This is a genomic window from Streptomyces sp. NPDC059906 (genome assembly GCF_042730645.1).
GTDB classification, from domain to species: Bacteria; Actinomycetota; Actinomycetes; order Streptomycetales; family Streptomycetaceae; genus Streptomyces; species Streptomyces rubrogriseus.
In genome coordinates this window covers 134686-158320 of the sequence record NZ_JBHWKU010000013.1, presented here as the reverse complement: position 1 = coordinate 158320, position 23635 = coordinate 134686, and the positions used below count along the sequence as shown (strand labels likewise).

The following is a 23635-nucleotide window of genomic DNA, read 5'->3' as shown; positions in this document are numbered from 1 at the left end:
CGCCCCCCGTACGCCTGCCCCCGTACCCCGTACCCGGCCGGGGTGGCGCATGACTCACCCCCGTCCGTAACGGGCGGGGGTGGGAACATCCGGGCGAAGGGTGACGCCGGGGCCGAGCACGATCCCCGGCACCAAGAGACCGGGGCCGAGCGGACGGCTCCGGCGATCGCGAGCGTCGCGCGATCCTGCCCGATCCATGACCACGTCCGGCCACGTGAGCGGGGGCACCCGCGCGACCCCTGTCCGAGGCTCGCCGTCAACGCCCTGAACTCCTTGTGGGGTTCGAGTACCCCCGCACGGAATGTCATGCCTGCTTCGAACGTGCTGCCCGCGCGCCGCCCCCCTCCGGCAGCGCGCCGCAGCCGCACGCCCTCCGTGCCCTGCGGAGGACGTGACCCACTGTGACCTGCGCGGTCTGGTGGAGGGGAGGGTTCGCGGCCCCTGTCACCCTGATGGACGAAACGGGGACGGGGCCGGCGAACTCCGCGGGCCGGATCAGATGTGACCCACGCCCGCGCCCGACTCCGCGTTCTCGCCGCGCTTGGTCAGGAAGGCGACGAACACCGCCACGACCGCGACCCCGGCGGCGACCAGCGAGGCCAGGCTCATGCCGGAGATGAAGGTGTCGTGGGCGACGTCCGCGATCTTCCCGGCGACCTCGCCGGGGGTGCCCGGCGCCACCGGCGGGACACCGACCCGGACCGCCTCGGAGGCCTGGTCCGCCTGCTCCGGCGTCAGTTCGGGCAGTCCGGCGCCCGCCCAGTTGCCCGGGAGGTCGCTGTCGACCTTGGAGGCCATCACGGCGCCCAGCACGGCCGTGCCGAGGCTGCCGCCGATCTGCATCGCCGCCTGCTGGAGACCGCCGGCCACGCCCGAGAGCTCCATCGGCGCGTTGCCGACGATGACCTCGGTGGCGCCGACCATGACGGGCGCGAGGCCGAGGCCGAGCAGGGCGAACCAGATCGACATCAGACCGCTGCCGGTGTCCGTCTCCAGGGTGGAGATGCCGAACATGGCGACGGCGGTGCACACCATGCCGCCGGCCAGCGGGATGCGCGGGCCGACCTTGGTGATCATCGCGCCGGCCAGCGGCGAGGCGACGATCATCATGCCGGTGAGCGGCAGCAGGTGCAGACCGGCGTCGACGGGGCTCATGCCGTGGACGTTCTGCAGGTAGAAGGTGACGAAGAACAGGCCGCCCATGAAGGCGATGGCCATCAAAACCATCAGGACCACACCGGCCGACAGCGCGACCGAGCGGAACATCGCCAGCGGGATCAGCGGCTCCCTCACCTTGGTCTCCCACACGGAGAACAGGACGAAGCCCACCACCGAGCCGCCGATGTACAGCCAGGTCTGGCCGGAGCCCCAGCCCCACTCGGGAGCCTTGATCAGCGCCCAGACGAGGGCGAACATCGAGGCCGACAGCAGCACGATGCCGAGGACGTCGAAGGAGCGCGGCGCGTTCTCGGCCCGGTGGTCCAGCAGGATCATGACGCCGAGCACGACGGCGACGATGCCCACCGGCACGTTGATGAAGAACACGGACTGCCAGTTGACGTGCTCGACCAGTACGCCGCCGAGGATCGGGCCGCCCGCGGTGGAGGCGCCGATGACCATGCCCCAGATGCCGATCGCCATGTTGAGCTTCTCGGCCGGGAAGGTGGCCCGCAGCAGGCCGAGCGCGGCCGGCATCAGCAGCGCGCCGAACAGTCCCTGGAAGACACGGAAGACGATGACCGCGGCGATGCTGCCGGACAGGCCGATGGCGCCGGAGGAGGCCGCGAAGCCCGCCACGCCGATGAGGAAGGTCTGCCGGTGGCCGAAGCGGTCACCGAGCTTGCCCGCGGTGATCAGGGCGACCGCGAGCGCGAGGAAGTAGGCGTTGGTGATCCACTGGACGTCCGCGAGGCTGGCGTCCAGGTCGTCCTGGATGGCCGGGTTGGCGATCGCCACGATGGTGCCGTCCAGGGCCACCATCATGACCCCGACCGCGACGGTGACGAGGGTGACCCACGGATGGCCGCGCCATCCCTTGGCGGGCGGTGAATCCGCCGGTGCTCCGTCACCCGGCCCCGGCTTGCCGAGCGTGGTCTGACTAGTCATACCGCTGAGGCTAATGACAGCCTCTGACAGTTGACAAACCAATTCACCAGTCAGTAACTGACAGGACCTCCCCCATATAGCCTGAACAGGGAAAACCGTACGAAGGAGAGAACTTTTGAAGGTGGCCGGCACGTCGCCGCCCCCGGAGACCGCACCGGCGGCCTCCCGTCCTGGCCTGCGCGAACTCAAGAAACAGCGCACCCGGGACCTGCTGCTGCGCTCCGCCCTCGAACTGTTCACCGAGCGCGGTTACGAGGAGACGACCGTCGACGACATCGCCGAGGCCGCCGACGTCTCGCAGCGCACCTTCTTCCGGTACTTCGCCTCCAAGGAGGACGCGGCGTTCTTCGTGGCCCGGCTCGCGGAGTCGCACTTCGTCCGGGCCGTGCTCGCCCGCCCGCCCGAGGAGGCGCCCCTGGACGCGCTGCGCCTGGCGCTCGCGGAGAGCTGGAGCACCATCGGCGAGGCCGTCGAGCAGCTGGTCCCGCTCGAGCTGCACATGCGCTTCTACCGGGTGATCGAGTCGACGCCCGCGCTGCTCGCCGCGCACCTGCGACGCGCGACGGAGCTGGAGGAGGAGATCGCCCGGGTCGTCGCCGTCCGCGAGGGCCTCGACGTGGACGCCGACCCGCGGCCCCGCGTGGTCGTCGCGGTCTTCGGAGCGGTGATGCGGGTCACCGAGCGGATCTGGTCGGCGCGCGACGACGCGAGCCTGGCGGCCCTGCGGGACCTGACGGCCGATTACCTCGACCAGGTGGCGCCCGCGCTCACCGGGAACTGGCGCCGCGCCGAAACGTGATCCGTGTCACTGGATTCACGCGAGACCGGCCCGTTCTCCTAGTGTGTCCTCCCAGTGACTTCCTTCGACACCTCCCCGCAGCTGAACGTCTGGCGCGTACTGCTCGCCCTGGCCGTGGTGTTCGTGATGCTGGCGACCACCGGCTGGACCGCCCTGCGCGACCAGCGGGGCCCCACCGCCCTCGAAGCGTCCGTGACGGCCTGGGAGCACGGCCGGATCGACGGACGGCGGCTGCCCGACGCCCAGGCCGCGCCCGCCCGGCTGGCCCGCTTCTTCGCCTCGCTCACCGCATGGCAGCGCACCAGCCTGGCCCACCGGTATCCCCTGGCCGTCGGCAACATGAACGGTGCCCCCGTCCAGCTGCGCTACCTCGCCAACCGCTCCGCGCTGGAGAAGGCGCGGTCGGTGGAGCGGGAGCGCACGCACGACAAGCGGCTGTCCCCGGCCGGGCAGCGCGAGGCCGGCAGACGGATGCGCAACTACGGGGCGCTGCTCGACCCCGGCCGGCACATCCTCGCCTTCGACCCGGCGGGCTCGGGCCGGGTCGCCGAGGTCTTCGGGAACCTGGACCGCGCCGAGCGCGTGTCCGTCGTCGTGCCCGGCGTGGACACCGAACTGCTCACCTTCCAGCGCACCGATCGCAAGAGGTACGCGGCGCCCGTCGGCATGGCGAAGTCGCTGTACGCGGCCGAGCGTGCGGCGAGCCCCGGCACCGGCACGGCCGTGATCGCCTGGGCCGACTACACCTCGCCCAGCGGCCTCGGCATGGAGGCGGCCACCGCGAACCGCGCCGCGCACGGGGCCGTACGGCTGAACGCGCTGCTGCGGGCGCTGCCCGGCAGGTCCCCGGTCTCCCTCTTCTGCCACAGCTACGGCTCGGTGGTGTGCGGCCTCGCCGCCGGCACGCTCCCCTCGCGGGTGACCGACATAGCGGTGGCCGGCAGTCCCGGCATGCGCGCCGAGAACGCCTCCCACCTGGACACCTCCGCCCGCGTGTGGGCGATGCGGGACGCCGACGACTGGATCCAGGACGTGCCGTACCTGGAGGTCGGCGGCCTCGGGCACGGCGCCGATCCGGTGTCCGCCGGTTTCGGGGCGCGGGTGCTGTCCGCGCGGGACGCCCAGGGCCACAGCGGCTATTTCGTGCCGGGCACGGACAGCCTGCGGAACTTCGCGGGGATCGGGGTTGGCGCATACCGCACGGTCGCCTGCGCCGACGAAGACGACACATGCCGGGCGGGTTTGTCCGTGGCTACGGCGGCCGGACGCGCGTAGAGGCGCAGAAACTCCGGTTTGCACGGGGAGGGGACGGGAAGGCTCGTGCCGCATACGATGAGCCGCATGGGTGACGTACTGGCCGGATTTCATGCCGCCTGGGAGTTCGAGTCCGACTCCGTGCTCATCCGCTACGAACGGGGGATTCGAACACCCAAGCTGTTCCAGGCGCTGGGGGAACGCCGTGTGCCCCTGGAGGCGATCGAGGGCGTGACGCTCACGCCCGGCAGGCGCGGCACCGTCGTGCTGCGCGTCGAACCGCGCGCGGGCGCCGATCCCCTGATCGAGGCGGCGGCCGGACAGCTGAAGGAGGGCGGCGACCCCTACCGGCTGGTGCTGCCCGCCGAGCGGGAGACGCTCGCGGAGTACTACGCCGACGAGCTGCGGGCGCTGCTGACCGAGTCCGGCAGGACCGAGCGCTACCTGGTGGCCCCGCCCGAGGCACCGCTGCACTTCAAGGCGTACGACGGGAAGGCGTCCTTCGACGGGAAGTCCGTGTCCTTCCGGTGGTCCTGGACGGGCGCGTCGTCGGCGAAGTGGAAGGCCGGCGACCAGAGCTTCCCGGTCGCCGACCTGGGCGGGGTGGAGTGGCGCTCCCCCGAGATGTTCGAGGGGTACCTGCGGCTGCTGCCGCGCGACGCCGACGCGTCGGCGCCCGGTGCGGCCGCTGGGGCCGCGGGGGCCGCGCCGGCCGTCCCCCAGGCCGACCAGGATCCGGCGGCGGTCGTGTTCGGGCTGGGATACGGGCCGGTGCACGAGTCGCTGCCGTTCGCGGCGGCGGTGCTGGCGGCGGTGCGGGAACGGGGCACGGGCGCCCCGGTGCCGATTACCGTGCCGGCGCCCCGGCGGGACCCGGCCGACATCGCCGAGCGGATCCGGCATCTCGGGGAGTTGCATCAGCAGGGGCTGGTGACGGACGAGGAGTTTTCGTCGAAGAAGGCGGAGTTGCTGGCGGAGCTCTAGCGTCTGCCGGGTGGGGTTTCGTTTTCGGCTCCAGCCCGGTGGTGGGTTGCTCGCGCCCACGCGGCGGAGCCGCATATCGATACAGCCCCGCGCCCCTAGGTGTCTCTACTCACGTCCGGCAGACGTGAACGTCATATCCGCGTACCGTTCCCCCGCGACCTTCTCCGCGATCGGCTCCAGCGCGGACAGCTCGTCGTCCGTCAGGACGAGCCTCGTCGCCGCCGTGTTCTCCGCCACCCGGGCCGGCTTCCGGGTGCCCGGGATCGGGATCACCGGCAGGCCGTGGACCCGGGCCCGCTGCTGGACCCAGGCCAGGGCGATCTGGCCGAGGGTGGCGTCGTGGGCCTCGGCGAGAGCGCGGACCGGGGTGAGGAGGGCCGCGTTGGCCGCCGCGTTGTCGCCGGTGAACCGGGGCTGCTGACGGCGGAAGTCACCGTCGGTGAGGTCCTGTTCTGCGTTGGCGAAGGAACCGGTGAGGAAGCCCCGGCCGAGCGGGGAGTACGGGACGAGGGTCACGCCCAGTTCGCGGGCGGCCGGTACCACGCCCGCCTCGATGTCCCGGCTGAACAGCGACCACTCCGACTGCACCGCGGCGATGGGGTGCACCGTCTGCGCGGCCCGCAGTTCGTCCCCCGTCACCTCGCTCAGCCCGAGCTGCTTGACCTTGCCCTCGCGGACCAGGTCGGCCATGACGGCGACGGTCTCCTCGATCGGCACGTTCACGTCGCGCCGGTGCATGTAGTAGAGGTCGATCACGTCGAGGTCCAGCCGGCGCAGGCTCGCCTCGACGGCCTCCCGGATGTACGGCGCGTCGTTGCGGATGATCCGCCTGGTCGGCTCGTCCGGCGGGATGGACAGGGCGAACTTGGTCGCGACGACGACCTCGTCGCGGTGGGCCTTGAAGAACGGCGCGAGGAACCGCTCGTTCTCGCCGGCGCCGTACGCGTCCGCGGTGTCGTAGAGCGTCACGCCCAGCTCCAGCGCCCGCTCCAGGGTGGCGCGGGAGGCCTCGGCGTCCGAGGGGCCGTAGGCGAAGCTCATGCCCATGCAGCCCAGGCCCTGGGCGCCGACCTCCGGACCGCCCGTGCCGAGCCGTGCCGTCGGAATCCTGCTGTCGGTCATCGGTCCCTCTCCCCTTCACGGGCACGTCCGGCGTCCCCGTAGAAACTGATCTTGCGGTCGAGTACGGCGACGGTGTCCTGGAGCTCGGCGATCCGCGTCAGCACGTCGCGCCGGGTGGACTCCAGCAGTTCCCGCCGGTCCAGGTAGGTGCTCTCGCCCTCGCGCACCATCTCGGCGTACCGCACCATGTCGGCGACCGGCATGCCGGTCATCCGCAGCTTGCCGACGAAGTCGAGCCAGTCCAGGTCGCGGTTGCTGTAGCGGCGCTGCCCGGTGTGCGAGCGGTCGATGTGGGACATCAGGCCGATCCGCTCGTACCAGCGCAGCGTGTGGGCCGTCAGGCCGGTGAAGGCGACGACCTCGCTGATGGTGTAGCGGTCCTGCCCGTCGGGGCGCGGATGGCGCGGGGTCGGGGCGGAGCAGACGTCCGTCCCGCTGGCGTCCGTTGCGCTGGCGTCCGTTGCGCTGGCGTCCGTTGCGGTGGCGTTGCTGGTGGCGTTGCTGGTGGCGTTCGGCACGAGGGTCCCGGCCGTGGTCTGCATCACCGTCATGACCGTAACGCTATGACCTTGGAGTGCACTCCAAGCAAGCGCGTGCGGCGGCAAAAATGGCGCGATGCCGGGCACGGCCGCTGATTAGCATGCCGCCATGACGACCCTGGTACGCCGTGCACGCCCCGAGGACGCGAAGGAAGTACTCCGGCTGCGTCAGGTGATGATCGACTCGCTGGCCCGGTCCGACGCCTCCACCGGGTGGCACGCGGAGTCCCTGCCCGTGCTGCGCGGCAGGCTGGCCGAGCCGGACGGCGTCTTCGCCGCGTTCGTCGTGGACCGTCCGGAGCGCCCGGGGACGCTGGCGGCGCTGGTGGCCGGGACGCTGGACTACCGCATCGGCGGCGCGGGCAATCCGCACGGCACCGACGGCTATGTCTTCAGCGTCGCCACCGACCCGGACGCGCGCCGCCGCGGGTACGCGCGCGCCTGCATGGAGGCCCTGCTGGAGTGGTTCCGCGAGCGGGACGCCCGGCGGGTCCGCCTCACCGCGTCCACGCAGGCCGAGCCCCTGTACGTGTCGATGGGCTTCCAGCCCAAGCCGGACCCCTTGCTGGAGCTGAGGCTCTGAGCGCCTAGGCTCGACGCCATGTCCCTGAAGAGCCTCGCGTCGATCGAGAACTGGCCGGTCCCCACCGCCGCGGCGGGCGTCGTACGGGCCGACGGCACCGTCCTCGGCACCCACGGCCCGGTCGCGCACCGCTTCCCGCTCGCCTCGGTCACCAAGCCGCTGGCGGCCTACGCGGCGCTGGTGGCGTACGAGGAGGGCGCGATCGAGCTGGACGAGCCCGCCGGTCCGCCCGGGGCGACGGTCCGCCACCTGCTCGCCCACACCTCGGGCCTGGCCTTCGACGAGCACCGGGTGACGGCCCCGCCCGGGGACCGCCGGCTGTACTCCAACGCCGGTTTCGAGCAGCTCGGCGACCACATCGCGAAGGCGGCGGACATGCCGTTCGCCGAGTACGCGCGGCAGGCGGTGCTGGAGCCGCTGGGCATGGCGCACACCTCCCTCGACGGCTCCCCGGCGAAGGACGGCGTGTCCACGGTCGAGGACCTGCTCCGCTTCGCCGCCGAGGTCCAGGCACCGCGCCTGCTGGACCCGCGCACGGTCGCCGAGGCGATGACGGTCCAGTACCCGGGCACGAAGGGCGTGCTGCCGGGCTACGGCCACCAGAACCCCAACGACTGGGGCCTCGGCTTCGAGATCCGCGACTCCAAGTCCCCGCACTGGACGGGCTCCGCCTCCTCCCCGCGCACCTTCGGCCACTTCGGCCAGTCCGGCACGTTCCTGTGGATCGACCCGGACGCCGCCCTGGCCTGCGTGTCCCTCACCGACCGCGCCTTCGGCCCCTGGGCGGTCGAGACCTGGCCCCCCTTCACGGACGCGGTACTGGCGGAGGTACGGGGCTGACCCGGCCGCGATGAGCTATCACCTGGGCCTCTACCGGTTCACGGACGGCGAACCGGCCGAGCCCGACATGGATGTGGTCCGGACGGTGCTCTCGCCCGTCCGGGCCGGGCAGGAGAAGGCCCACGACAGTGCCACGGAGTACTGGATCCGTGCCGCCGACGGCAGCGAGGTCGAGATCGGCGTCTTCGCGGAATTCATCAGCGTGGAACGCCCCCAGGTCGGCGACGTATGGAAGATCATCATCGAGCTGGTGGACCGACTCCGCGCGGGGATCCTCATCCCCGACGGTACGTTCCTGTGCCCGGAGGAGATGCGCGCGCACCTTCCCGAGGGCATGGAGAACAGTTCCGTCTTCGTACCGGCAGTCACTCTCGCCGCCTTCGAGAGCGCTGCGGGTCCGTTCACGGACCCGCTGACCTGACGCGCTCCGGCCCCGTCACCGCCCCGCCATCTCCCACACCAGCACCTCGGCCCGCGTCACCGCCACCGCGTCCAGCGCCTCGGCGGCCGTGACGCGGGCCGCGTCGCCCGGTTCCAGGCGCTCGCCGTCCAGGTCCACCTCGCCCCGCACCACGTGCGCGTACACGTACGCCCCGTCCGGCACCGCCGTCCGCTCCCCCGGGACCAGGCGGCGTACGTGGAGCATCGCGCCGGACTCGGGGACGGCGTACGGGGTGGAGTCCGCGATGCCCCGGACGATCTCGTAGGCGGGGTCGCCGCCGGGGTCCAGCGGGGCCAGCCACATCTGGACGAAGGTGAGGGGGACTGCGGCGTCGTTGCGTTCGACGTGGCGGACGCCGGCCGCCGAGCTGAGGCGTTGTACGTCCCCGGCGCGGACCACGCTCTCGTGGCCGGTGCTGTCGCGGTGGGTCAGCTCGCCCTCGACCACCCACGTGACGATCTCGGTGTGGCTGTGCGGGTGCTCGTCGAAGCCCGCGCCGGGGGCGAGGCGCTCCTCGTTGCAGGCGAGCAGGGCGCCGAAGCGGAGGTTGTCGGGGTCGTAGTGGGGGCCGAAGGAGAAGGCGTGGCGGGAGGTGATCCCGGCTGCCGGATCACCGCCCGGGTAGCGCTCGTCGGCGCGGCGTACGTCCATCACGTCGTTCACGGTAGCCCCGGCGGCACACCCGCCCGGCCCGATAAGGCAGTCTTGTCCCCGTGCCCGAACCCGAAACCGGTAAGCCCGACGCCCCCGCCCAGCCCGCCCACCCGCATACCGCGACCCTGAAGCGGCTGGAGCAGTCCTCCGGTTCGCTCGCCGCGCAGGCCATCGCGCGCATGGACGAGACGCTGCCGTGGTACCGGGCCATGCCACCGGAGAACCGTTCCTGGATCGGGCTGGTCGCCCAGGCCGGCATCGCCGCGTTCACCGAGTGGTTCCGGCAGCCGGACGCGCCCCAGGCCATCTCCACCGACGTCTTCGGGACCGCGCCGCGCGAGCTGACCCGGGCGATCACGCTGCGGCAGACCGTGGAGATGGTGCGGACCACCATCGAGGTGATGGAGTCCGCGATCGACGAGGTGGCGGCGCCCGGTGACGAGTCGGTGCTGCGCGAGGCGCTGCTCGTGTACGCCCGGGAGATCGCGTTCGCGACCGCCCAGGTGTACGCGCAGGCCGCCGAGGCACGCGGTGCCTGGGACGCGCGCCTGGAGTCGCTGGTGGTGAACGCCGTGCTCAGCGGGGAGGCCGACGAGGGGGCCGTGTCGCGGGCCGCCGCCCTCGGGTGGAACTCGCCGGAGCACGTGTGCGTCGTGCTGGGCACCGCGCCCGACGGGGACTCCGAGCTGACCGTGGAGGCCATCCGGCGCGCGGCCCGGCACGCCAAGCTCCAGGTGCTGACCGGGGTGCTCGGGGACCGGCTCGTGGTGATCGCCGGGGGCCGCAACGACCCGCTGGCGGTGGCGAAGTCGCTGATCGGGCCGTTCGCGCAGGGCCCGGTCGTCGCCGGGCCCGTGGTGCCTGACCTGCTGGCCGCGACCCGGTCCGCGCAGGCCGCCGCGGCCGGGCTGAAGGCGGGCCTCGCCTGGCAGGACGCGCCGCGTCCGGTGCTCGCCGACGACCTCCTGCCGGAGCGCGCGATCGCCTCCGACCCCTCGGCCCGTGACCAACTGGTGGAGGAGATCTACAGACCGTTGGAGGAGGCGGGGGCGGCGCTCCTGGAGACGCTCAGCGTCTATCTCGAACAGGCGAGCAGTCTGGAGGGCGCCGCCCGGATGCTCTTCGTTCACCCGAACACCGTGCGCTACCGGCTCCGACGTGTGACTGACGTCACCGGATGGTCACCCTCTGATGTACGGTCTGCGTTCACACTGCGGATCGCGCTCATCCTGGGGCGTCTGGCCGACGGAGATCCGCAGCTCTAAGATTTTGTGCAGGGTCCACAAAACCCGCTCCTGTTCTTCGTCCCTGTCCCCACGGGCGGTCGTGGCCGTCCTCAAGAGAGAGTGTGAGAGTGCTCGTACTCGTCGCTCCCGGCCAGGGCGCCCAGACGCCCGGCTTCCTGACTGACTGGCTCGCCCTCCCCGGCGCCGCCGACCGCGTCGCCGCGTGGTCGGACGCCATCGGACTCGATCTCGCCCACTTCGGCACCAAGGCCGACGCGGACGAGATCCGAGACACGTCCGTGGCCCAGCCGCTGCTGGTCGCCGCCGGAATCCTCTCCGCCGCGGCACTCGGTACGCAGACATCTGTCGCTGACGCGACGGGTTCCGGGTTCGCGCCCGGTGCGGTCGCCGGCCACAGCGTCGGCGAGATCACCGCCGCCGTCTTCGCGGGCGTCCTCGACGACACCGCCGCGCTGTCCCTCGTACGCCGCCGTGGTCTGGCCATGGCCGAGGCCGCCGCGGTCACCGAGACCGGCATGTCCGCGCTGCTCGGGGGCGACCCCGAGGTGAGCGTCGCGCACCTGGAGCGGCTCGGCCTGACCCCGGCGAACGTGAACGGCGCCGGTCAGATCGTGGCGGCGGGCACCATGGAGCAGCTGGCCGCGCTGAACGAGGACAAGCCCGAGGGTGTCCGCAAGGTCGTCCCGCTGAAGGTGGCCGGCGCGTTCCACACCCGCCACATGGCCCCCGCCGTGGACAAGCTCGCCGAGGCCGCCAAGGCGCTGACGCCGGCCGACCCGAAGGTGACGTACGTCTCCAACAAGGACGGGCGGGCCGTCGCCTCCGGTGCCGAGGTGCTGGAGCGGCTGGTCGGCCAGGTCGCCAACCCGGTGCGCTGGGACCTGTGCATGGAGACGTTCAAGGAGCTGGGCGTCACCGCGATCATCGAGGTGTGTCCGGGCGGCACGCTGACCGGGCTGGCCAAGCGGGCGCTGCCCGGCGTGCGGACGCTGGCCCTGAAGACCCCCGACAACCTCGACGCGGCCCGTGAGCTCGTCGCCGAGCACATCCAGGCCTGACAAGGAGCGCGAGAGCATGTCGAAGATCAAGCCCAGCAAGGGCGCCCCGTACGCGCGCATCCTCGGCGTCGGCGGATACCGTCCGACCCGGGTGGTGCCGAACGAGGTGATCCTCGAGACGATCGACTCGTCCGACGAGTGGATCCGCTCGCGCTCCGGCATCGAGACCCGGCACTGGGCCGGTCCCGAGGAGACCGTCGCGGCGATGTCGGTGGAGGCGTCCGGCAAGGCGCTCGCCGACGCCGGGATCGACGCCTCGCGGATCGGTGCCGTGGTCGTCTCGACCGTGTCGCACTTCGCCCAGACCCCGGCCATCGCCACCGAGATCGCCGACCGCCTCGGCACGGACAAGGCCGCGGCCTTCGACATCTCGGCCGGCTGTGCGGGCTTCGGCTACGGGCTGACCCTGGCCAAGGGCATGGTCGTCGAAGGTTCGGCGGAGTATGTGCTGGTCATCGGCGTGGAGCGGCTGTCCGACCTGACCGATCTGGAGGACCGGGCCACGGCCTTCCTGTTCGGCGACGGCGCCGGCGCGGTCGTGGTCGGCCCGTCCCAGGAGCCGGCGATCGGCCCGACGGTCTGGGGCTCGGAGGGCGACAAGGCCGAAACGATCAAGCAGACGGTCTCCTGGGACCGCTTCAGGATCGGCGACGTCTCCGAACTGCCCCTCGACTCCAAGGGCAACGTCAAGTTTCCTGCGATCACGCAGGAGGGCCAGGCGGTGTTCCGCTGGGCCGTGTTCGAGATGGCGAAGGTCGCGCAGCAGGCGCTGGACGCGGCCGGGATCAGCCCGGACGACCTGGACGTCTTCATCCCGCACCAGGCCAATGTGCGGATCATCGACTCGATGGTGAAGACGCTCAAGCTGCCGGAGCACGTCACGGTCGCCCGTGACATCCGCACCACCGGCAACACCTCGGCCGCCTCGATCCCGCTCGCGATGGAGCGGCTTCTGGCGACGGGTGACGCGAAGAGCGGCGACACCGCGCTCGTCATCGGCTTCGGGGCGGGTCTCGTCTACGCCGCGACGGTCGTTACCCTCCCCTAGGCACTCCGTGCCGGATCATGCGGTCCGGGACGGAGAGCAGCAACGCCCGCCGCGACGCGGCGGGCCGCCACACCCCTTTGGACAACCAAGAAGGAGCGCCATCATGGCCGCCACTCAGGAAGAGATCGTCGCCGGTCTCGCGGACATCGTGAACGAGATCGCCGGCATCCCGGTTGAGGACGTCCAGCTGGACAAGTCCTTCACCGACGACCTGGACGTCGACTCGCTGTCCATGGTCGAGGTCGTCGTCGCCGCCGAAGAGCGCTTCGACGTCAAGATCCCGGACGACGACGTCAAGAACCTCAAGACGGTCGGCGACGCGACGAAGTACATCCTCGACCACCAGGCCTGATCCGCCGATACTCGGGCATGACCCGGGTACCGGGCAGATCCGGGCAGACTGCCCCGCCGCCCGGCGGTGGCGCCGTACGAATCCGTATCCCGTTGGAGAAAGAATTCCCGTGAGCTCGACCAATCGCACCGTGGTCGTCACCGGTATCGGCGCAACCACACCGCTGGGTGGCGACGCAGCCTCGACCTGGGAGGGTCTGGTCGCCGGCAGGTCCGGCGTCCGGCCCCTGGAGCAGGAGTGGGCCGCCGACCAGGCGGTCCGCATCGCCGCGCCGGCCGCCGTCGACCCCTCCGAGGTCATTCCGCGGCCGCAGGCCCGCCGCCTCGACCGCTCGGCGCAGTTCGCGCTGATCGCGGCGCAGGAGGCCTGGAAGGACGCCGGGTACGCCGGCAAGGCGGGCGAGAGCCCCGCCGAGGACGGCGCGGCCCACGTCGACCCCGACCGGCTCGGTGCGGTCATCGCCTCCGGCATCGGCGGCGTGACCACGCTGCTCGACCAGTACGACGTGCTGAAGGAGCGGGGCGTCCGACGCGTCTCCCCGCACACCGTTCCCATGCTGATGCCGAACGGCCCCTCCGCCAACGTCGGCCTGGCCGTGGGCGCCCGTGCGGGCGTGCACACTCCGGTCTCCGCCTGCGCCTCGGGCGCCGAGGCCATCGGCTACGCCATCGAGATGATCCGCACCGGCCGCGCCGACGTCGTCGTCGCGGGTGGCACGGAGGCGGCGATCCACCCGCTGCCCATCGCCGCGTTCGGCAACATGATGGCGATGTCCAAGAACAACGACGACCCGCAGGGCGCCTCCCGCCCCTTCGACACGGCGCGCGACGGCTTCGTCCTCGGCGAGGGCGCCGGCGTCCTGGTCCTGGAGTCCGCCGAGCACGCCGCCGCGCGCGGCGCCCGCGTCTACGCGGAGGCGGTCGGCCAGGGCATCTCCGCCGACAGCCACGACATCGTGCAGCCGGAGCCGGAGGGCCGCGGCATCTCCGCCGCCCTGCAGAACCTGCTGGACGGCAACGACCTGGACCCGGCCGAGATCGTGCACGTCAACGCGCACGCCACCTCGACGCCGGCCGGTGACATCGCCGAGCTGAAGGCGCTGCGCAAGGTCCTCGGCGACGATGTCGACCACATGGCGGTCTCCGGCACCAAGTCGATGACCGGTCACCTGCTCGGTGGCGCGGGCGGCGTGGAGTCCGTGGCGACCGTGCTCGCGCTGTACCACCGGGTGGCACCGCCGACCGTCAACGTCGAGAACCTCGACCCGGAGGCCGAGGCCAACGCGGACATCGTCCGCGGGGAGGCCCGCAAGCTCCCGGTGGAGGGCCGTATCGCCGCGCTGAACGACTCGTTCGGCTTCGGCGGGCACAATGTCGTTCTCGCGTTCCGGTCGGTCTGAGCGACGTAGCCGTACGTACGAGGAAGGCCCCCACCGGTCGGTGGGGGCCTTCCTCGTGTGCGCGGGGCGGGCGGGTGTCACACCACCTGGTGCAGCCAGCGGACCGGGGCGCCCTCGCCGGCGTGGCGGAAGGGCTCCAGTTCGTCGTCCCAGGGCTTGCCGAGGAGCTTGGCGATGTCCGACTCGAGGTCGGTCTCGCCGCGCTGGGAGCGGACCAGGGCGGCGCGCAGCCGGTCCTCGGGGATCATGATGTCGCCGTGGATGCCGGTGACGGCGTGGAAGATGCCGAGGTCGGGGGTGCAGCTGTAGCGCTCGCCCTCGGCGTTCGCGGAGGGTTCCGCGGTGACCTCGAAGCGGAGCAGCTGCCAGCCGCGCAGGGCGGAGGCGAGCTTGGAGGCGATGCCGGCCTGCCCCTGCCAGGAGAACTCCGAGCGCCAGGTGCCGGGCGCGGCGGGCTGCCGGATCCAGTCCAGGCCGACGCGCGTGCCGAGCACCCCGGCGACGGCCCACTCGACGTGCGGGCAGAGCGCGCGCGGCGCGGAGTGCACGTACAGGACTCCACGTGTCGTCACCGGAACCTCCGGGCTGAGCGGGACTTCTCGGAACGGGTGGAACGGGTGGAACGGCCGTGACCGGGCGGGCCACGTTGATGGCGAGGCTACCGTGCGGCGGGGCAAGGAGTGTGACGTACCGTCGGTCCCGCCGCCGACAAACCTCCGCCATTCACCCGGCAGGACGCTTGTACGGGTGTGAGCCGTTGCATCGCCGTCCTCGGGAACCCTCGCGCGGTGTCATGGGTTGAGCACGGTGGAGGCACGAGGCGAGGGGTGGGACCGGTATGGGGCGAGGGACGGACCAGCGGACGCGGTACGGCCGTCGCCGGGCGCGTGTCGCGCTCGCCGCCCTGACCGCCGCCGTCCTGGGCGTGGGTGCGGCGGGCTGCGACGCCGCGGGCGGCGACTCCCCCGCTCCCTCCGGCAGCCCGTCGAAGCCGACGAGGACCGCGCCCGCCTGGGACACCAGCCCGGCATCCGTCGCCGCCGTCGGCGACTCCATCACGCGCGGCTTCGACGCCTGCGCGGTGCTGTCCGACTGCCCGGAGGTGTCGTGGGCGACCGGCAGCAGCGCGAAGGTCGACTCGCTGGCCGTACGGCTGCTGGGCAAGGCGGACGCGGCCGAGCACAGCTGGAACTACGCGGTCACCGGGGCCCGGATGGCGGACCTGACCGCTCAGGTGACGCGGGCGGCGCAGCGCAAGCCGGAGCTGGTGGCGGTGATGGCCGGGGCGAACGACGCGTGCCGGTCCACGACCTCGGCGATGACGTCGGTGGCGGACTTCCGGGCGCAGTTCCAGGAGGCGATGACCACCCTGCGCGAGAAGCTCCCCAAGGCGCAGGTGTACGTGTCGAGCATCCCGGACCTCAAGCGGCTCTGGTCCCAGGGCCGCACCAACCCGCTGGGCAAGCAGGTGTGGAAGCTCGGCCTGTGCCCGTCGATGCTGGGCGACGCGGACTCCCTGGACTCGGCGGCCACCCTGCGGCGCAACACGGTGCGCGACCGGGTGGCGGACTACAACGAGGTGCTGCGGGAGGTCTGCGCGAAGGACCGGCGGTGCCGCACCGACGACGGAGCGGTGCACGAGTTCCGGTTCGGCACGGACCAGTTGAGCCACTGGGACTGGTTCCACCCCAGTGTGGACGGCCAGGCGCGGCTGGCGGAGATCGCCTACCGCGCGGTCACCGCGAAGAGTCCCTGACCCGGCCGCTGACCTGGGCGTGTCCTAGAGTTCCGGACATGAGCGAACTCTTCGGCACACTTTCCGACGGCACCCCGGTACACCGCTGGACCCTGGAGCGGGCCGGCGTACGGGTACGGGTCCTGTCGTACGGCGGGATCGTGCAGTCGGCCGAGGTTCCGGACCGGGACGGTCACCCGGCCGACGTGGTCCTGGGGTTCGCGGACCTGGACGGCTACGTGGCGCACCCGGAGCCGTACTTCGGCGCGCTGGTCGGGCGGTACGCCAACCGGATCGCGGGCGGGCGCTTCCCGCTGGACGGGCGGACGCACGCGGTGGCGCTCAACGAGGGGCCCAACACGCTGCACGGCGGCGCGCGGGGCTTCGACAAGCGGGTGTGGGAGGTGGCGGCGGTCGAGGAAGGCGTCCGGCTGAGCCGGGTCTCCCCGCACGGCGAGGAGGGCTTCCCGGGGCGCCTGGAGACGTCGGTGACGTACACGCTGGACGGGTCGGGCGCGCTACGGATCGCCTACGCGGCGGTCACGGACGCGCCGACCGTGCTGAACCCGACCAACCACAGCTACTTCAACCTGAGCGGCTCCGGGCACGCGGGCGGGCACGAACTGCGGCTGGCCGCCTCCCGGATCACGCCCGTCGACGCCGGTCTGATCCCGACGGGCGGCCTCGACGACGTGACGGACACGCGCTTCGACTTCCGGCGGGCGCGCAAGGTCGGCTCGGGCTACGACCACAACTTCGTCCTGGACAAGGGCGTGACCGACGCGGCCGAGGAGGTCGCCGAGCTGTACGACCCGGCGTCGGGGCGGGTGCTCACGGTGGCGACGACCGAGCCGGGCCTCCAGCTGTACACCGCCGACCACCTGGGCGAGCCCTTCGCCCCCGGGGACGGGATCGCGCTGGAGACCCAGCACTTCCCGGACTCCCCGAACCGTCCCGGCTTCCCGAGCACGGTGCTGCGGCCGGGCGAGGTGTTCCGCTCGGAGACGGTGTACGGCTTCTCGGTGCGCCGGTAGGCCGCCCCGGGGCGACGGGAGGGGCTGAGCCCCGGCCCGGCCGTCAGGTCCCGGGCCGGGGCTGTTCATGGGGACGGCGCGCTCGCGGGCGTCCCGGTCCGACGTTAATCGCCGCGCTGATCCGGCGGTCCGTGATCGGGCATCCGATCAGGAGTTCGTACGAACCCTTCACAAACGGCCATGAGTCGGTCGGCCATGCGCCATGGCGCCCACCCCTTCCGCCACGCGATACTGCCGCCGTTCCGGCAGCACCCCACGGCGACGGAAGGACCTGGACTCCCTTGAGACCCATACGTGTTCGGATCGGCGTACTCGGACTGGCCCTGGTGGCGGGGCTCGCGGCCCCCACGGCGGCGACGGCGGCTCCCGAGGCGGGAGGTGCCGCCCCCGCACCGACCGTGGAGGAGCGGCGGCTCGACGGGGAGGTGCCCCGGGAGATCCTGCGGCGCTCCGGATTCGCCGCGGTGGCGCCGGCGTTCGCCCGGGGGCTCGGGCGGGCGGACTCCTACCGCGAGGCCCGACGGGTCGTGGCGCGCGAGGGCTCTGCGTTGTGGCGGCGGGCGGTGGACCGGGTACAGGGGCGCGGTCCGGCCCGAGGGGACCTCAGCCGCGACGACGACCGGCCGCTGTACTGGGCGCGGCTCGGGATGACGCGCGAACTGCGCACCTGGGAGCCCGGGTTCGGTCTGGGCGAGCGGCAGCGGGCCGCGCTGCTGACGGAGCTGGAGCGCGCCTCGCGCGGTCAGACCGACCTCCGGCTGCCGCGCGGCGGGCACGGCAAGGGGATGAAGCGGGTGCTGCTCACCGGCTTCGATCCCTTCACGCTGGACCGGGACATCCGGATCTCCAACCCGTCCGGCGCCGTCGCGCTCGCCCTGGACGGCACGGTGATCGACACCCCGGAGGGTCCCGCCCGGGTGGAGACGGCCGTGTTCCCGGTGCGCTGGGCGGACTTCGCCGAGGGGACGGTGGAGCGGGCGCTGCGGCCGTACCTGCCCGGGGTGGACCTGTTCACCACGGTGAGCCAGGGCCGGGTCGGCCGGTTCGACGTGGAGCGGACCAACGGGGCCTGGCGGGGCGGCTTCCCGGACAACGACAACGTCTCCCGCACGGAGACGGTCCCGGTGGCCGACCCGGCCTCGCAGCCGCAGTGGACGACGACCACGCTGCCGTACGCGGCGATCACGGCGGCGGACACCGGACGCTTCCCGGTGTACGACAACACGACCGTGACCGAGATTCCGGTGGGCGGCGACGAGCCGGTCGTACGGCCCGACGGGCCCACGCCCGGGTCGACGGCCCGGGAGGGCGGCGGCGGCAACTACCTCTCCAACGAGATCGCCTACCGCGCGACGCTGCTGCGGGACCGGCTCGGGCTGCACGGCGCGCTGCCGGGCGGGCACGTGCACACGCCGGTGCTTCGGTTCGGGACCGGGAACACCGATCCGGCGACGGGGGCGGTCACCGACCCGGAGTTCGTGCGCAACAGGCTGGACATCGTGGCGCAGACGCGGGCGATCGTGGGCGTGGCGGTCAGTGCCGCGGGGCCCGACCGGGGCTGAGTGAAGGATCGGCGGTATCGCCATCGGACGGGTCGTCGGCGCCGTCGCGCGTCTCCTCGCCCAGCAGTTCCCGGGCGAGGAGCGTGGCGCCGGCGACGGCGCCCGGCATCAGGAACACGGCGACGAACGGCACCAGGAAGGACACGCCCAGCGGGGTGCCGAAGCCCCAGACCAGCATCCGGCGGGAGCGCAGCAGGGCGAGGCGTTCGCGCAGCTCGACGCCGCGGCGCTGGAGGGCGACGGCGGCCAGTTCCTCGGTGAGGAAGAAGCCGGTGACGAAGAAGCCGACCACCGGGACCACGGTCTGGCCGACGACCGGGATGAAGCCGAGCGCGAAGAGCAGCACGCCCCAGAGCGCGGCGCGGACGAGGATCCGCAGGCTGTCGCGGCCGGAGATCCACAGCTCGCGCCAGAGCGGCAGGTGGGACTCGGGCGCCGTGCCGTCCGGGGAGGCGTCGCGGTCGACGCGTTCGGAGAGGGCCTCGTAGAAGGGCTGGCCGACCAGCAGGGTCACCGCGGTGAAGGTGAGGACGGCGAGGAGCAGGGCGAGGGCGAACAGCACGGCGGTGAGGAAGCCGCGGAAGAGTCCGAGCCAGGGACTCGACCAGTCGTCGGCGAAGGGGGTCACCCACGCGACGAAGTCCTCGCCCCACAGCGCGAGCGCGACCAGCACGCCCACGTACAGGACCAGGGTGATCAGGCCCGGGACGAGCCCGAAGCCGTAGCTCCGGCCGTGCCGGGCCACCCAGCGCTGGCCCTTCAGCAGATGGCCGAACCCCGCCCCAAGATCACGCATGGGCGGCACTCTACCGGTCGGCGCGCCGGACCGTTTCCGGTCCCGGCACGGCCCCGGTCAGACGAGCGTGACGGTGATGTTGCCGCGGGTCGCTTTCGAGTACGGGCAGACCTGGTGGGCCTTCTCCACCAGCGACCGCGCGGTGGCGGCGTCGACCGCCGGGATCTCGGCGGAGATTTCGACGATGATGCCGAACCCGTCGTCGTTCTTGCCGATGCCGACCTTCGCGGTGACGGTGGAGCCGGAGACGTCGGCGCCCTCCTGGCGGGCCACGACGCCGAGGGCGCCCTGGAAGCAGGCGCTGTACCCGGCGGCGAACAGCTGCTCCGGGTTGGTGCCGGCGCCGTTGCCGCCCATCTCCTTGGGCGGGTTCACGACGACGTCGAGCCTGCCGTCGTCGGTGGCGACCCGGCCGTCGCGGCCGTTCTCGGCGGTGGCGACGGCGGTGTAGAGGACTTCGGACTGCTGGATGGGCATACGGGTGTCTTCCTCCTAGGTCCGCCGTGACTCGCGCCCACGATCACGGCGGATTTCGGAAAGACGCTACCGCATGCCGGAATCTTCGGGAAGTCAGAGCTTGACGATCATCTTGCCGGTGTTGTCGCCGCGCAGGACCCCGAGGAACGCCTCCAGGTTGTTCTCGATGCCCTCGACGACGGTCTCGCGGTACTTCAGCTCGCCGGTGCGGACCCAGGGGCCGACCTCCTCGACGAACTTCGGCTGGAGGTCGTAGTGGTCGCCGACCAGGAAGCCCTCGATGCGGCCGCGGGTCTGGATGAGGCGGGCGAGGTTCTTCGGGCCGGGCGCGGGCTCGGTGTTGTTGTAGACGGAGATCGCGCCGCAGATGGCGATGCGGCCGTTCAGGTTGAGGGAGCCGATGGCGGCCTCCAGGTGGTCGCCGCCGACGTTGTCGAAGTAGACGTCGACGCCGTCCGGGGCGGCGGCGCGCAGCTGCTCGCTCACCGGGCCGTTCTTGTAGTTGAAGGCGGCGTCGAAGCCGTACTCGTCGAGGAGCAGCTTGACCTTCTCGTCCGAGCCGGCCGAGCCGATGACCCGCGAGGCGCCCTTGAGCTTGGCGAGCTGCCCCACCTGGCTGCCGACGGCACCCGCGGCGCCCGAGACGAAGACGGAGTCGCCCTCCTTGAAGGAGGCGGTGCGCAGCAGGCCGGCGTAGGCGGTGAGGCCCGTCATACCGAGTACGCCGAGGTACGTCGACAGGGGCGCGGCGTCCGGGTCCACCTTGACGGCGCTCTTCGCGTCCACGGCGGCGTACTCGCGCCAGCCGAGGAAGTGCAGGACGTGGTCGCCGACGGCGATGTTCTCGGCGTTGGAGGCGACGACCTCGCCGACCGCGCCGCCCAGCATGGGCTTGTCCAGCTCGTAGGGGGCGGCGTAGGACTTGGCGGCGCTCATGCGGCCGCGCATGTACGGGTCGACGGAGACGTACAGGTTGCGCACCAGCACCTGCCCGGCGCCCGGGGCGGGGACCTCCGCCTCGACGAGCGCGAAGTCCTCGGGCTTCGGCCAGCCGACCGGGCGGGTGACCAGGTGCCATGCGCGGTTGACGGCGGGGAGGGCGGGGGAGTCGGTCATGGGGCACCTTTCCAGGGGGCTTGCTCGGACTTGCCTGGACTTGCTTGCCGAGAATGCTTCATGCTCTGAAACAACCATGCGGCTGAACATTTCAGCTTGTCAAACAAATGGGTACCCTGGATTCCATGGCCACACCACGCGACACCACGCGCCGACCCGACGCTCTCACCCTTGAAGTCGTCGAACTGATCGGCGAGGTCGTGGCCCGCTTCCACGCGGACTACGAGGAGGCGGCGGCGGAGCGCGCCCTGACCGGGGCGCAGGCCAAGCTGCTGAGCCTGCTGTCACTGGAGCCGCTGCCGATGCGGAAGCTGGCCCACAAGCTGAAGTGCGAGCCGTCGAACGTCACGGGGATCGTGGACCGGCTGGAGGCACGCGGCCTGGTCGAGCGCCGCCCCGACCCCGGCGACCGCCGGGTGAAGGTCGCGGCGGCGACGGAGGAGGGACGCCGGGTGGCCCGGGGCCTGCGGGAGTCACTGCGCTTCGCGCGCGAGCCGCTGGCGGGGCTGTCGGAGGCGGAGCGGGTGGCTCTGCGGGACGCGCTGCGCCTGATGGTCGGGGAGGGCTCGCCGGAGGGCTGACCGCCACCGTGGACGACCCTGAGGGAGCGTCTCGCCGAGCAAGGGTGCCGGGGAGGCCGCCCATTGACGAACGGACCGGCTCGCCGACGGCGACCGCTTTCCGCCCGATCGCCGCCAGGAGCGCACCGCGCTCGCGTTTCACTCGCCGTCCGGTCGCCCACCCTCCTTCAGTACGCCTGCATCCCCAAGGGCAAGCCGGACCTCGTGCGCGAAGCCGACGGTGTCTTCGAGTCCGAACGCCGTGCGTTGCAGTACGAACCCGTGCAGGAGCGCCATGACCACCCGCGATCCGCGCTCGGGGTCGAGCCCGGCCGGCACGGTGCCCGCCGACCGACCGGTGCGCAGCGCGTCCGCCACGCGCCCGCGGACCCGCTCGAAGCCCTCGTTGGCGCGCTGCCGCAGCCCCTCGTTGCGCAGGAGTTCGGCCCACGACTGGACTGCGCAGCGCAAGAGCTCGTCGACCGGAACGGTGTTGCCGGCCCCGTCCACCGCCTCGTCGCCACTCACCGGGGCCGTCGCCGCCTCGACCAGATCGGCGGCGGTGACGCCCTCGGCCGCCTCGACGATGCGCCCGATCGGATCGAAGATCAGCCGGAACGCCTCCCCGGCGATCTCCAGGATCAGCTCGTCCTTGCCGGTGAAGTAGCGATACGGGGCGCCGACCGCCACGCCCGCTTCGGCGGCGATGTCGGGCATCGAGGTCTGGTGGAAACCGTCGCGGGCGAAGCATCGCCGCGCCGCGGCGATGATCTGCGCACGGTTCGCCTCCCGGCGAGCAGGGGTGATGCGGGGCACGGGCGGACCCTCCTTCGAACGTGAACGACCATTCGCCTTGACATTGACGTGTCGCGGTTCCAGTCTAAAAGTGAAAGCTCATTCGCGTAAACAGAAGGGGCCTGCCATGGCCGATCGAAGCCTCTCCGTGGGTGTCTACCGGTACGAACACACCGAACCCCTCTTCGACGGGAGGGTCACGATCGAGGACGTGAGCGCGACGTTCGAGACCTCGCCGCTCGTCTCCGACCTCTTCCAGCGCATGGCCAGGGGCGAGCTGGACATCGCCGAGTTCGGGCTGACCTATTTCCTGCGCGCCTTCGACCTGGAGGACTCGCCGTTCCTGGCTCTGCCGATCTTCCCGAACCGCAACTTCCGCCACTCGGCGTGGTTCGTGAACACCGACAGCGGGATCGAGCGGCCGGAGGACCTGGCGGGCCGGACCGTCGGCGAGTTCGCGCTGTACGGCCACGACCCGGGCGTCTGGAACAAGGGTGTCCTGGCCGACGAATTCGGGGTGACGCCGGACCGGATGAACTGGGTGATCGGCGGCACCGACCACCCCATCCCCTCCTTCGACTGGATCCCCCAGCCCGTCCCGGACGGGGTGCACGTCCGCCACACCGAGGGCGAGCAGACTCTGGGCGCCATGCTCGAAAACGGGGAGATAGACGCCCTGCTCTCCGTCGACGTGCCGCAGGGGCTGCTCGACGGTTCGACGCGGAAGATCCGCCGGCTCTTCCCCGACTACGAGGCCGTCGAGCGCGACTACTACCGTCGTACCGGCATCTTCCCGATGATGCACGTCGTCGCGATCCGCCGGGAACTGGCCGCCGAGCCCGGCCTGGTGGAATCGGTCTACCGCGCCTTCAAACGGGCCAAGGAGATCGTGCAGGATCGGTACCGGGCCGGCGCCGCGAAGCAGCACATGTCCGTGATCACCCCCTGGTTCAGTGAACTCTTCGACGAGAACCGTGCGCTGCTGGGCGAGGACTGGTGGCCCTATGGCGTCGGCGCCAACCGCAAGGCCGTCGACACCTTCCTGCGCTACCACTACGAACAGGGCCTGTCCAAAAGGCTGTTGACCTCCGAGGACATCTTTGTCCCCGGCCTGCTCGACACCTGATACCCGG

The 23635-nt window shown here is 71.9% G+C and carries 25 protein-coding genes; 16 read left to right on the top strand and 9 right to left on the bottom strand.

What is annotated here, in order from left to right:
• Nucleotides 1-495: 495 nt before the first annotated feature.
• Nucleotides 496-2106, bottom strand: a complete 1611-nt coding sequence (locus ACFV9J_RS21205; protein WP_385356316.1) for an MFS transporter — start codon at nucleotides 2104-2106, stop codon at nucleotides 496-498.
• A gap of 115 nt (nucleotides 2107-2221) precedes the next feature.
• Here ACFV9J_RS21205 and ACFV9J_RS21200 point away from each other — a divergent pair, with 115 nt between their 5' ends.
• From ACFV9J_RS21200 to ACFV9J_RS21190, 3 genes are all read left to right on the top strand, one after another.
• The gene (locus ACFV9J_RS21200) at nucleotides 2222-2905 is read left to right on the top strand and encodes a TetR family transcriptional regulator (protein ID WP_385356314.1); all 684 of its coding nucleotides are present in this window, start codon (nucleotides 2222-2224) and stop codon (nucleotides 2903-2905) included.
• A gap of 54 nt (nucleotides 2906-2959) precedes the next feature.
• Nucleotides 2960-4180 (top strand): alpha/beta hydrolase family protein, encoded by a 1221-nt coding sequence (locus ACFV9J_RS21195; protein WP_385356313.1) that lies wholly within the window; start codon nucleotides 2960-2962, stop codon nucleotides 4178-4180.
• Between the two features lie 66 nt (nucleotides 4181-4246).
• Nucleotides 4247-5143 (top strand): DUF4429 domain-containing protein, encoded by an 897-nt coding sequence (locus ACFV9J_RS21190; RefSeq protein ID WP_385356311.1) that lies wholly within the window; start codon nucleotides 4247-4249, stop codon nucleotides 5141-5143.
• A 105-nt stretch (nucleotides 5144-5248) separates the two neighbouring features.
• On the opposite strand, the gene ACFV9J_RS21185 is transcribed toward ACFV9J_RS21190, so the two are convergent.
• Together ACFV9J_RS21185 and ACFV9J_RS21180 are read right to left on the bottom strand one after the other, a co-directional pair.
• Nucleotides 5249-6265 carry an aldo/keto reductase gene (locus ACFV9J_RS21185; RefSeq protein WP_385356309.1) on the bottom strand — a complete coding sequence of 339 codons (1017 nt, stop codon included), beginning with the start codon at nucleotides 6263-6265 and terminating at the stop codon, nucleotides 5249-5251.
• Entirely contained in the window at nucleotides 6262-6807 is a 546-nt protein-coding gene (locus tag ACFV9J_RS21180; protein WP_385356391.1) for a MerR family transcriptional regulator, read from the bottom strand. Before ACFV9J_RS21180 ends, ACFV9J_RS21185 begins: the two co-directional genes overlap by 4 nt.
• A 106-nt stretch (nucleotides 6808-6913) precedes the next feature.
• On the opposite strand from ACFV9J_RS21180, the gene ACFV9J_RS21175 reads away from it, so the two are divergent.
• The 3 genes from ACFV9J_RS21175 to ACFV9J_RS21165 are packed head-to-tail and all read left to right on the top strand — an operon-like array spanning nucleotide 6914 to nucleotide 8648.
• A complete protein-coding gene (locus ACFV9J_RS21175) occupies nucleotides 6914-7387 on the top strand; it encodes a GNAT family N-acetyltransferase (protein ID WP_385356308.1) in 474 nt (157 codons plus the stop codon).
• An 18-nt stretch (nucleotides 7388-7405) separates the two neighbouring features.
• Nucleotides 7406-8227, top strand: a complete 822-nt coding sequence (locus tag ACFV9J_RS21170; RefSeq protein ID WP_385356307.1) for a serine hydrolase domain-containing protein — start codon at nucleotides 7406-7408, stop codon at nucleotides 8225-8227.
• Between the two features lie 10 nt (nucleotides 8228-8237).
• Entirely contained in the window at nucleotides 8238-8648 is a 411-nt protein-coding gene (locus ACFV9J_RS21165) for a hypothetical protein (protein WP_385356306.1), read from the top strand.
• Between the two features lie 15 nt (nucleotides 8649-8663).
• Here the strand turns inward: ACFV9J_RS21165 and ACFV9J_RS21160 are convergent, their stop codons facing one another.
• Nucleotides 8664-9320 (bottom strand): pirin family protein, encoded by a 657-nt coding sequence (locus ACFV9J_RS21160; RefSeq protein WP_385356389.1) that lies wholly within the window; start codon nucleotides 9318-9320, stop codon nucleotides 8664-8666.
• Between the two features lie 62 nt (nucleotides 9321-9382).
• Between ACFV9J_RS21160 and fasR the strand changes: the two genes are divergently transcribed.
• The 5 genes from fasR (at nucleotide 9383) to ACFV9J_RS21135 (ending at nucleotide 14427) form a co-directional block, all read left to right on the top strand.
• Nucleotides 9383-10588: a fatty acid biosynthesis transcriptional regulator FasR gene (gene fasR, locus ACFV9J_RS21155; protein WP_385356305.1), complete on the top strand. Its 1206-nt coding sequence runs from the start codon at nucleotides 9383-9385 to the stop codon at nucleotides 10586-10588.
• A gap of 89 nt (nucleotides 10589-10677) precedes the next feature.
• Nucleotides 10678-11628, top strand: a complete 951-nt coding sequence (locus tag ACFV9J_RS21150; RefSeq protein ID WP_385356304.1) for an ACP S-malonyltransferase — start codon at nucleotides 10678-10680, stop codon at nucleotides 11626-11628.
• Between the two features lie 16 nt (nucleotides 11629-11644).
• Nucleotides 11645-12676 (top strand): ketoacyl-ACP synthase III, encoded by a 1032-nt coding sequence (locus ACFV9J_RS21145; protein ID WP_385356303.1) that lies wholly within the window; start codon nucleotides 11645-11647, stop codon nucleotides 12674-12676.
• 103 nt (nucleotides 12677-12779) lie between these two features.
• On the top strand, nucleotides 12780-13028 hold the full coding sequence (locus ACFV9J_RS21140; protein ID WP_384967771.1) for an acyl carrier protein: 249 nt from the start codon (nucleotides 12780-12782) through the stop codon (nucleotides 13026-13028).
• 109 nt (nucleotides 13029-13137) lie between these two features.
• On the top strand, nucleotides 13138-14427 hold the full coding sequence (locus ACFV9J_RS21135) for a beta-ketoacyl-[acyl-carrier-protein] synthase family protein (RefSeq protein WP_385356301.1): 1290 nt from the start codon (nucleotides 13138-13140) through the stop codon (nucleotides 14425-14427).
• A gap of 77 nt (nucleotides 14428-14504) precedes the next feature.
• On the opposite strand, the gene ACFV9J_RS21130 is transcribed toward ACFV9J_RS21135, so the two are convergent.
• Nucleotides 14505-14999: a DUF3145 domain-containing protein gene (locus ACFV9J_RS21130; RefSeq protein ID WP_003976415.1), complete on the bottom strand. Its 495-nt coding sequence runs from the start codon at nucleotides 14997-14999 to the stop codon at nucleotides 14505-14507.
• Nucleotides 15000-15265: 266 nt separating this feature from the next.
• Here ACFV9J_RS21130 and ACFV9J_RS21125 point away from each other — a divergent pair, with 266 nt between their 5' ends.
• The 3 genes from ACFV9J_RS21125 to ACFV9J_RS21115 all read left to right on the top strand — a co-directional run bounded on the left by ACFV9J_RS21125 (nucleotide 15266) and on the right by ACFV9J_RS21115 (nucleotide 18758).
• Nucleotides 15266-16183 (top strand): SGNH/GDSL hydrolase family protein, encoded by a 918-nt coding sequence (locus ACFV9J_RS21125; RefSeq protein WP_385356299.1) that lies wholly within the window; start codon nucleotides 15266-15268, stop codon nucleotides 16181-16183.
• Between the two features lie 38 nt (nucleotides 16184-16221).
• Nucleotides 16222-17196 carry an aldose epimerase family protein gene (locus ACFV9J_RS21120; RefSeq protein ID WP_385356297.1) on the top strand — a complete coding sequence of 325 codons (975 nt, stop codon included), beginning with the start codon at nucleotides 16222-16224 and terminating at the stop codon, nucleotides 17194-17196.
• Between the two features lie 281 nt (nucleotides 17197-17477).
• Nucleotides 17478-18758, top strand: a complete 1281-nt coding sequence (locus tag ACFV9J_RS21115; protein ID WP_385356295.1) for a pyroglutamyl peptidase — start codon at nucleotides 17478-17480, stop codon at nucleotides 18756-18758.
• Here ACFV9J_RS21115 and ACFV9J_RS21110 read toward each other — a convergent pair.
• The 3 genes from ACFV9J_RS21110 to ACFV9J_RS21100 all read right to left on the bottom strand — a co-directional run bounded on the left by ACFV9J_RS21110 (nucleotide 18730) and on the right by ACFV9J_RS21100 (nucleotide 21147).
• Nucleotides 18730-19554: an EI24 domain-containing protein gene (locus ACFV9J_RS21110; RefSeq protein WP_385356293.1), complete on the bottom strand. Its 825-nt coding sequence runs from the start codon at nucleotides 19552-19554 to the stop codon at nucleotides 18730-18732. The genes ACFV9J_RS21115 and ACFV9J_RS21110 overlap by 29 nt on opposite strands.
• Before the next feature lie 57 nt (nucleotides 19555-19611).
• On the bottom strand, nucleotides 19612-20031 hold the full coding sequence (locus ACFV9J_RS21105) for an organic hydroperoxide resistance protein (protein WP_385356292.1): 420 nt from the start codon (nucleotides 20029-20031) through the stop codon (nucleotides 19612-19614).
• A gap of 93 nt (nucleotides 20032-20124) precedes the next feature.
• Nucleotides 20125-21147, bottom strand: a complete 1023-nt coding sequence (locus ACFV9J_RS21100; RefSeq protein WP_385356291.1) for an NADP-dependent oxidoreductase — start codon at nucleotides 21145-21147, stop codon at nucleotides 20125-20127.
• Between the two features lie 125 nt (nucleotides 21148-21272).
• Between ACFV9J_RS21100 and ACFV9J_RS21095 the strand changes: the two genes are divergently transcribed.
• Nucleotides 21273-21728, top strand: coding sequence for a MarR family winged helix-turn-helix transcriptional regulator (locus ACFV9J_RS21095; protein ID WP_385356290.1), 456 nt, complete (start codon nucleotides 21273-21275; stop codon nucleotides 21726-21728).
• Between the two features lie 138 nt (nucleotides 21729-21866).
• On the opposite strand, the gene ACFV9J_RS21090 is transcribed toward ACFV9J_RS21095, so the two are convergent.
• On the bottom strand, nucleotides 21867-22523 hold the full coding sequence (locus ACFV9J_RS21090; protein WP_385356288.1) for a TetR/AcrR family transcriptional regulator: 657 nt from the start codon (nucleotides 22521-22523) through the stop codon (nucleotides 21867-21869).
• Nucleotides 22524-22629: 106 nt separating this feature from the next.
• On the opposite strand from ACFV9J_RS21090, the gene ACFV9J_RS21085 reads away from it, so the two are divergent.
• Entirely contained in the window at nucleotides 22630-23628 is a 999-nt protein-coding gene (locus ACFV9J_RS21085) for a 4,5-dihydroxyphthalate decarboxylase (RefSeq protein ID WP_385356287.1), read from the top strand.
• Nucleotides 23629-23635: the final 7 nt, after the last annotated feature.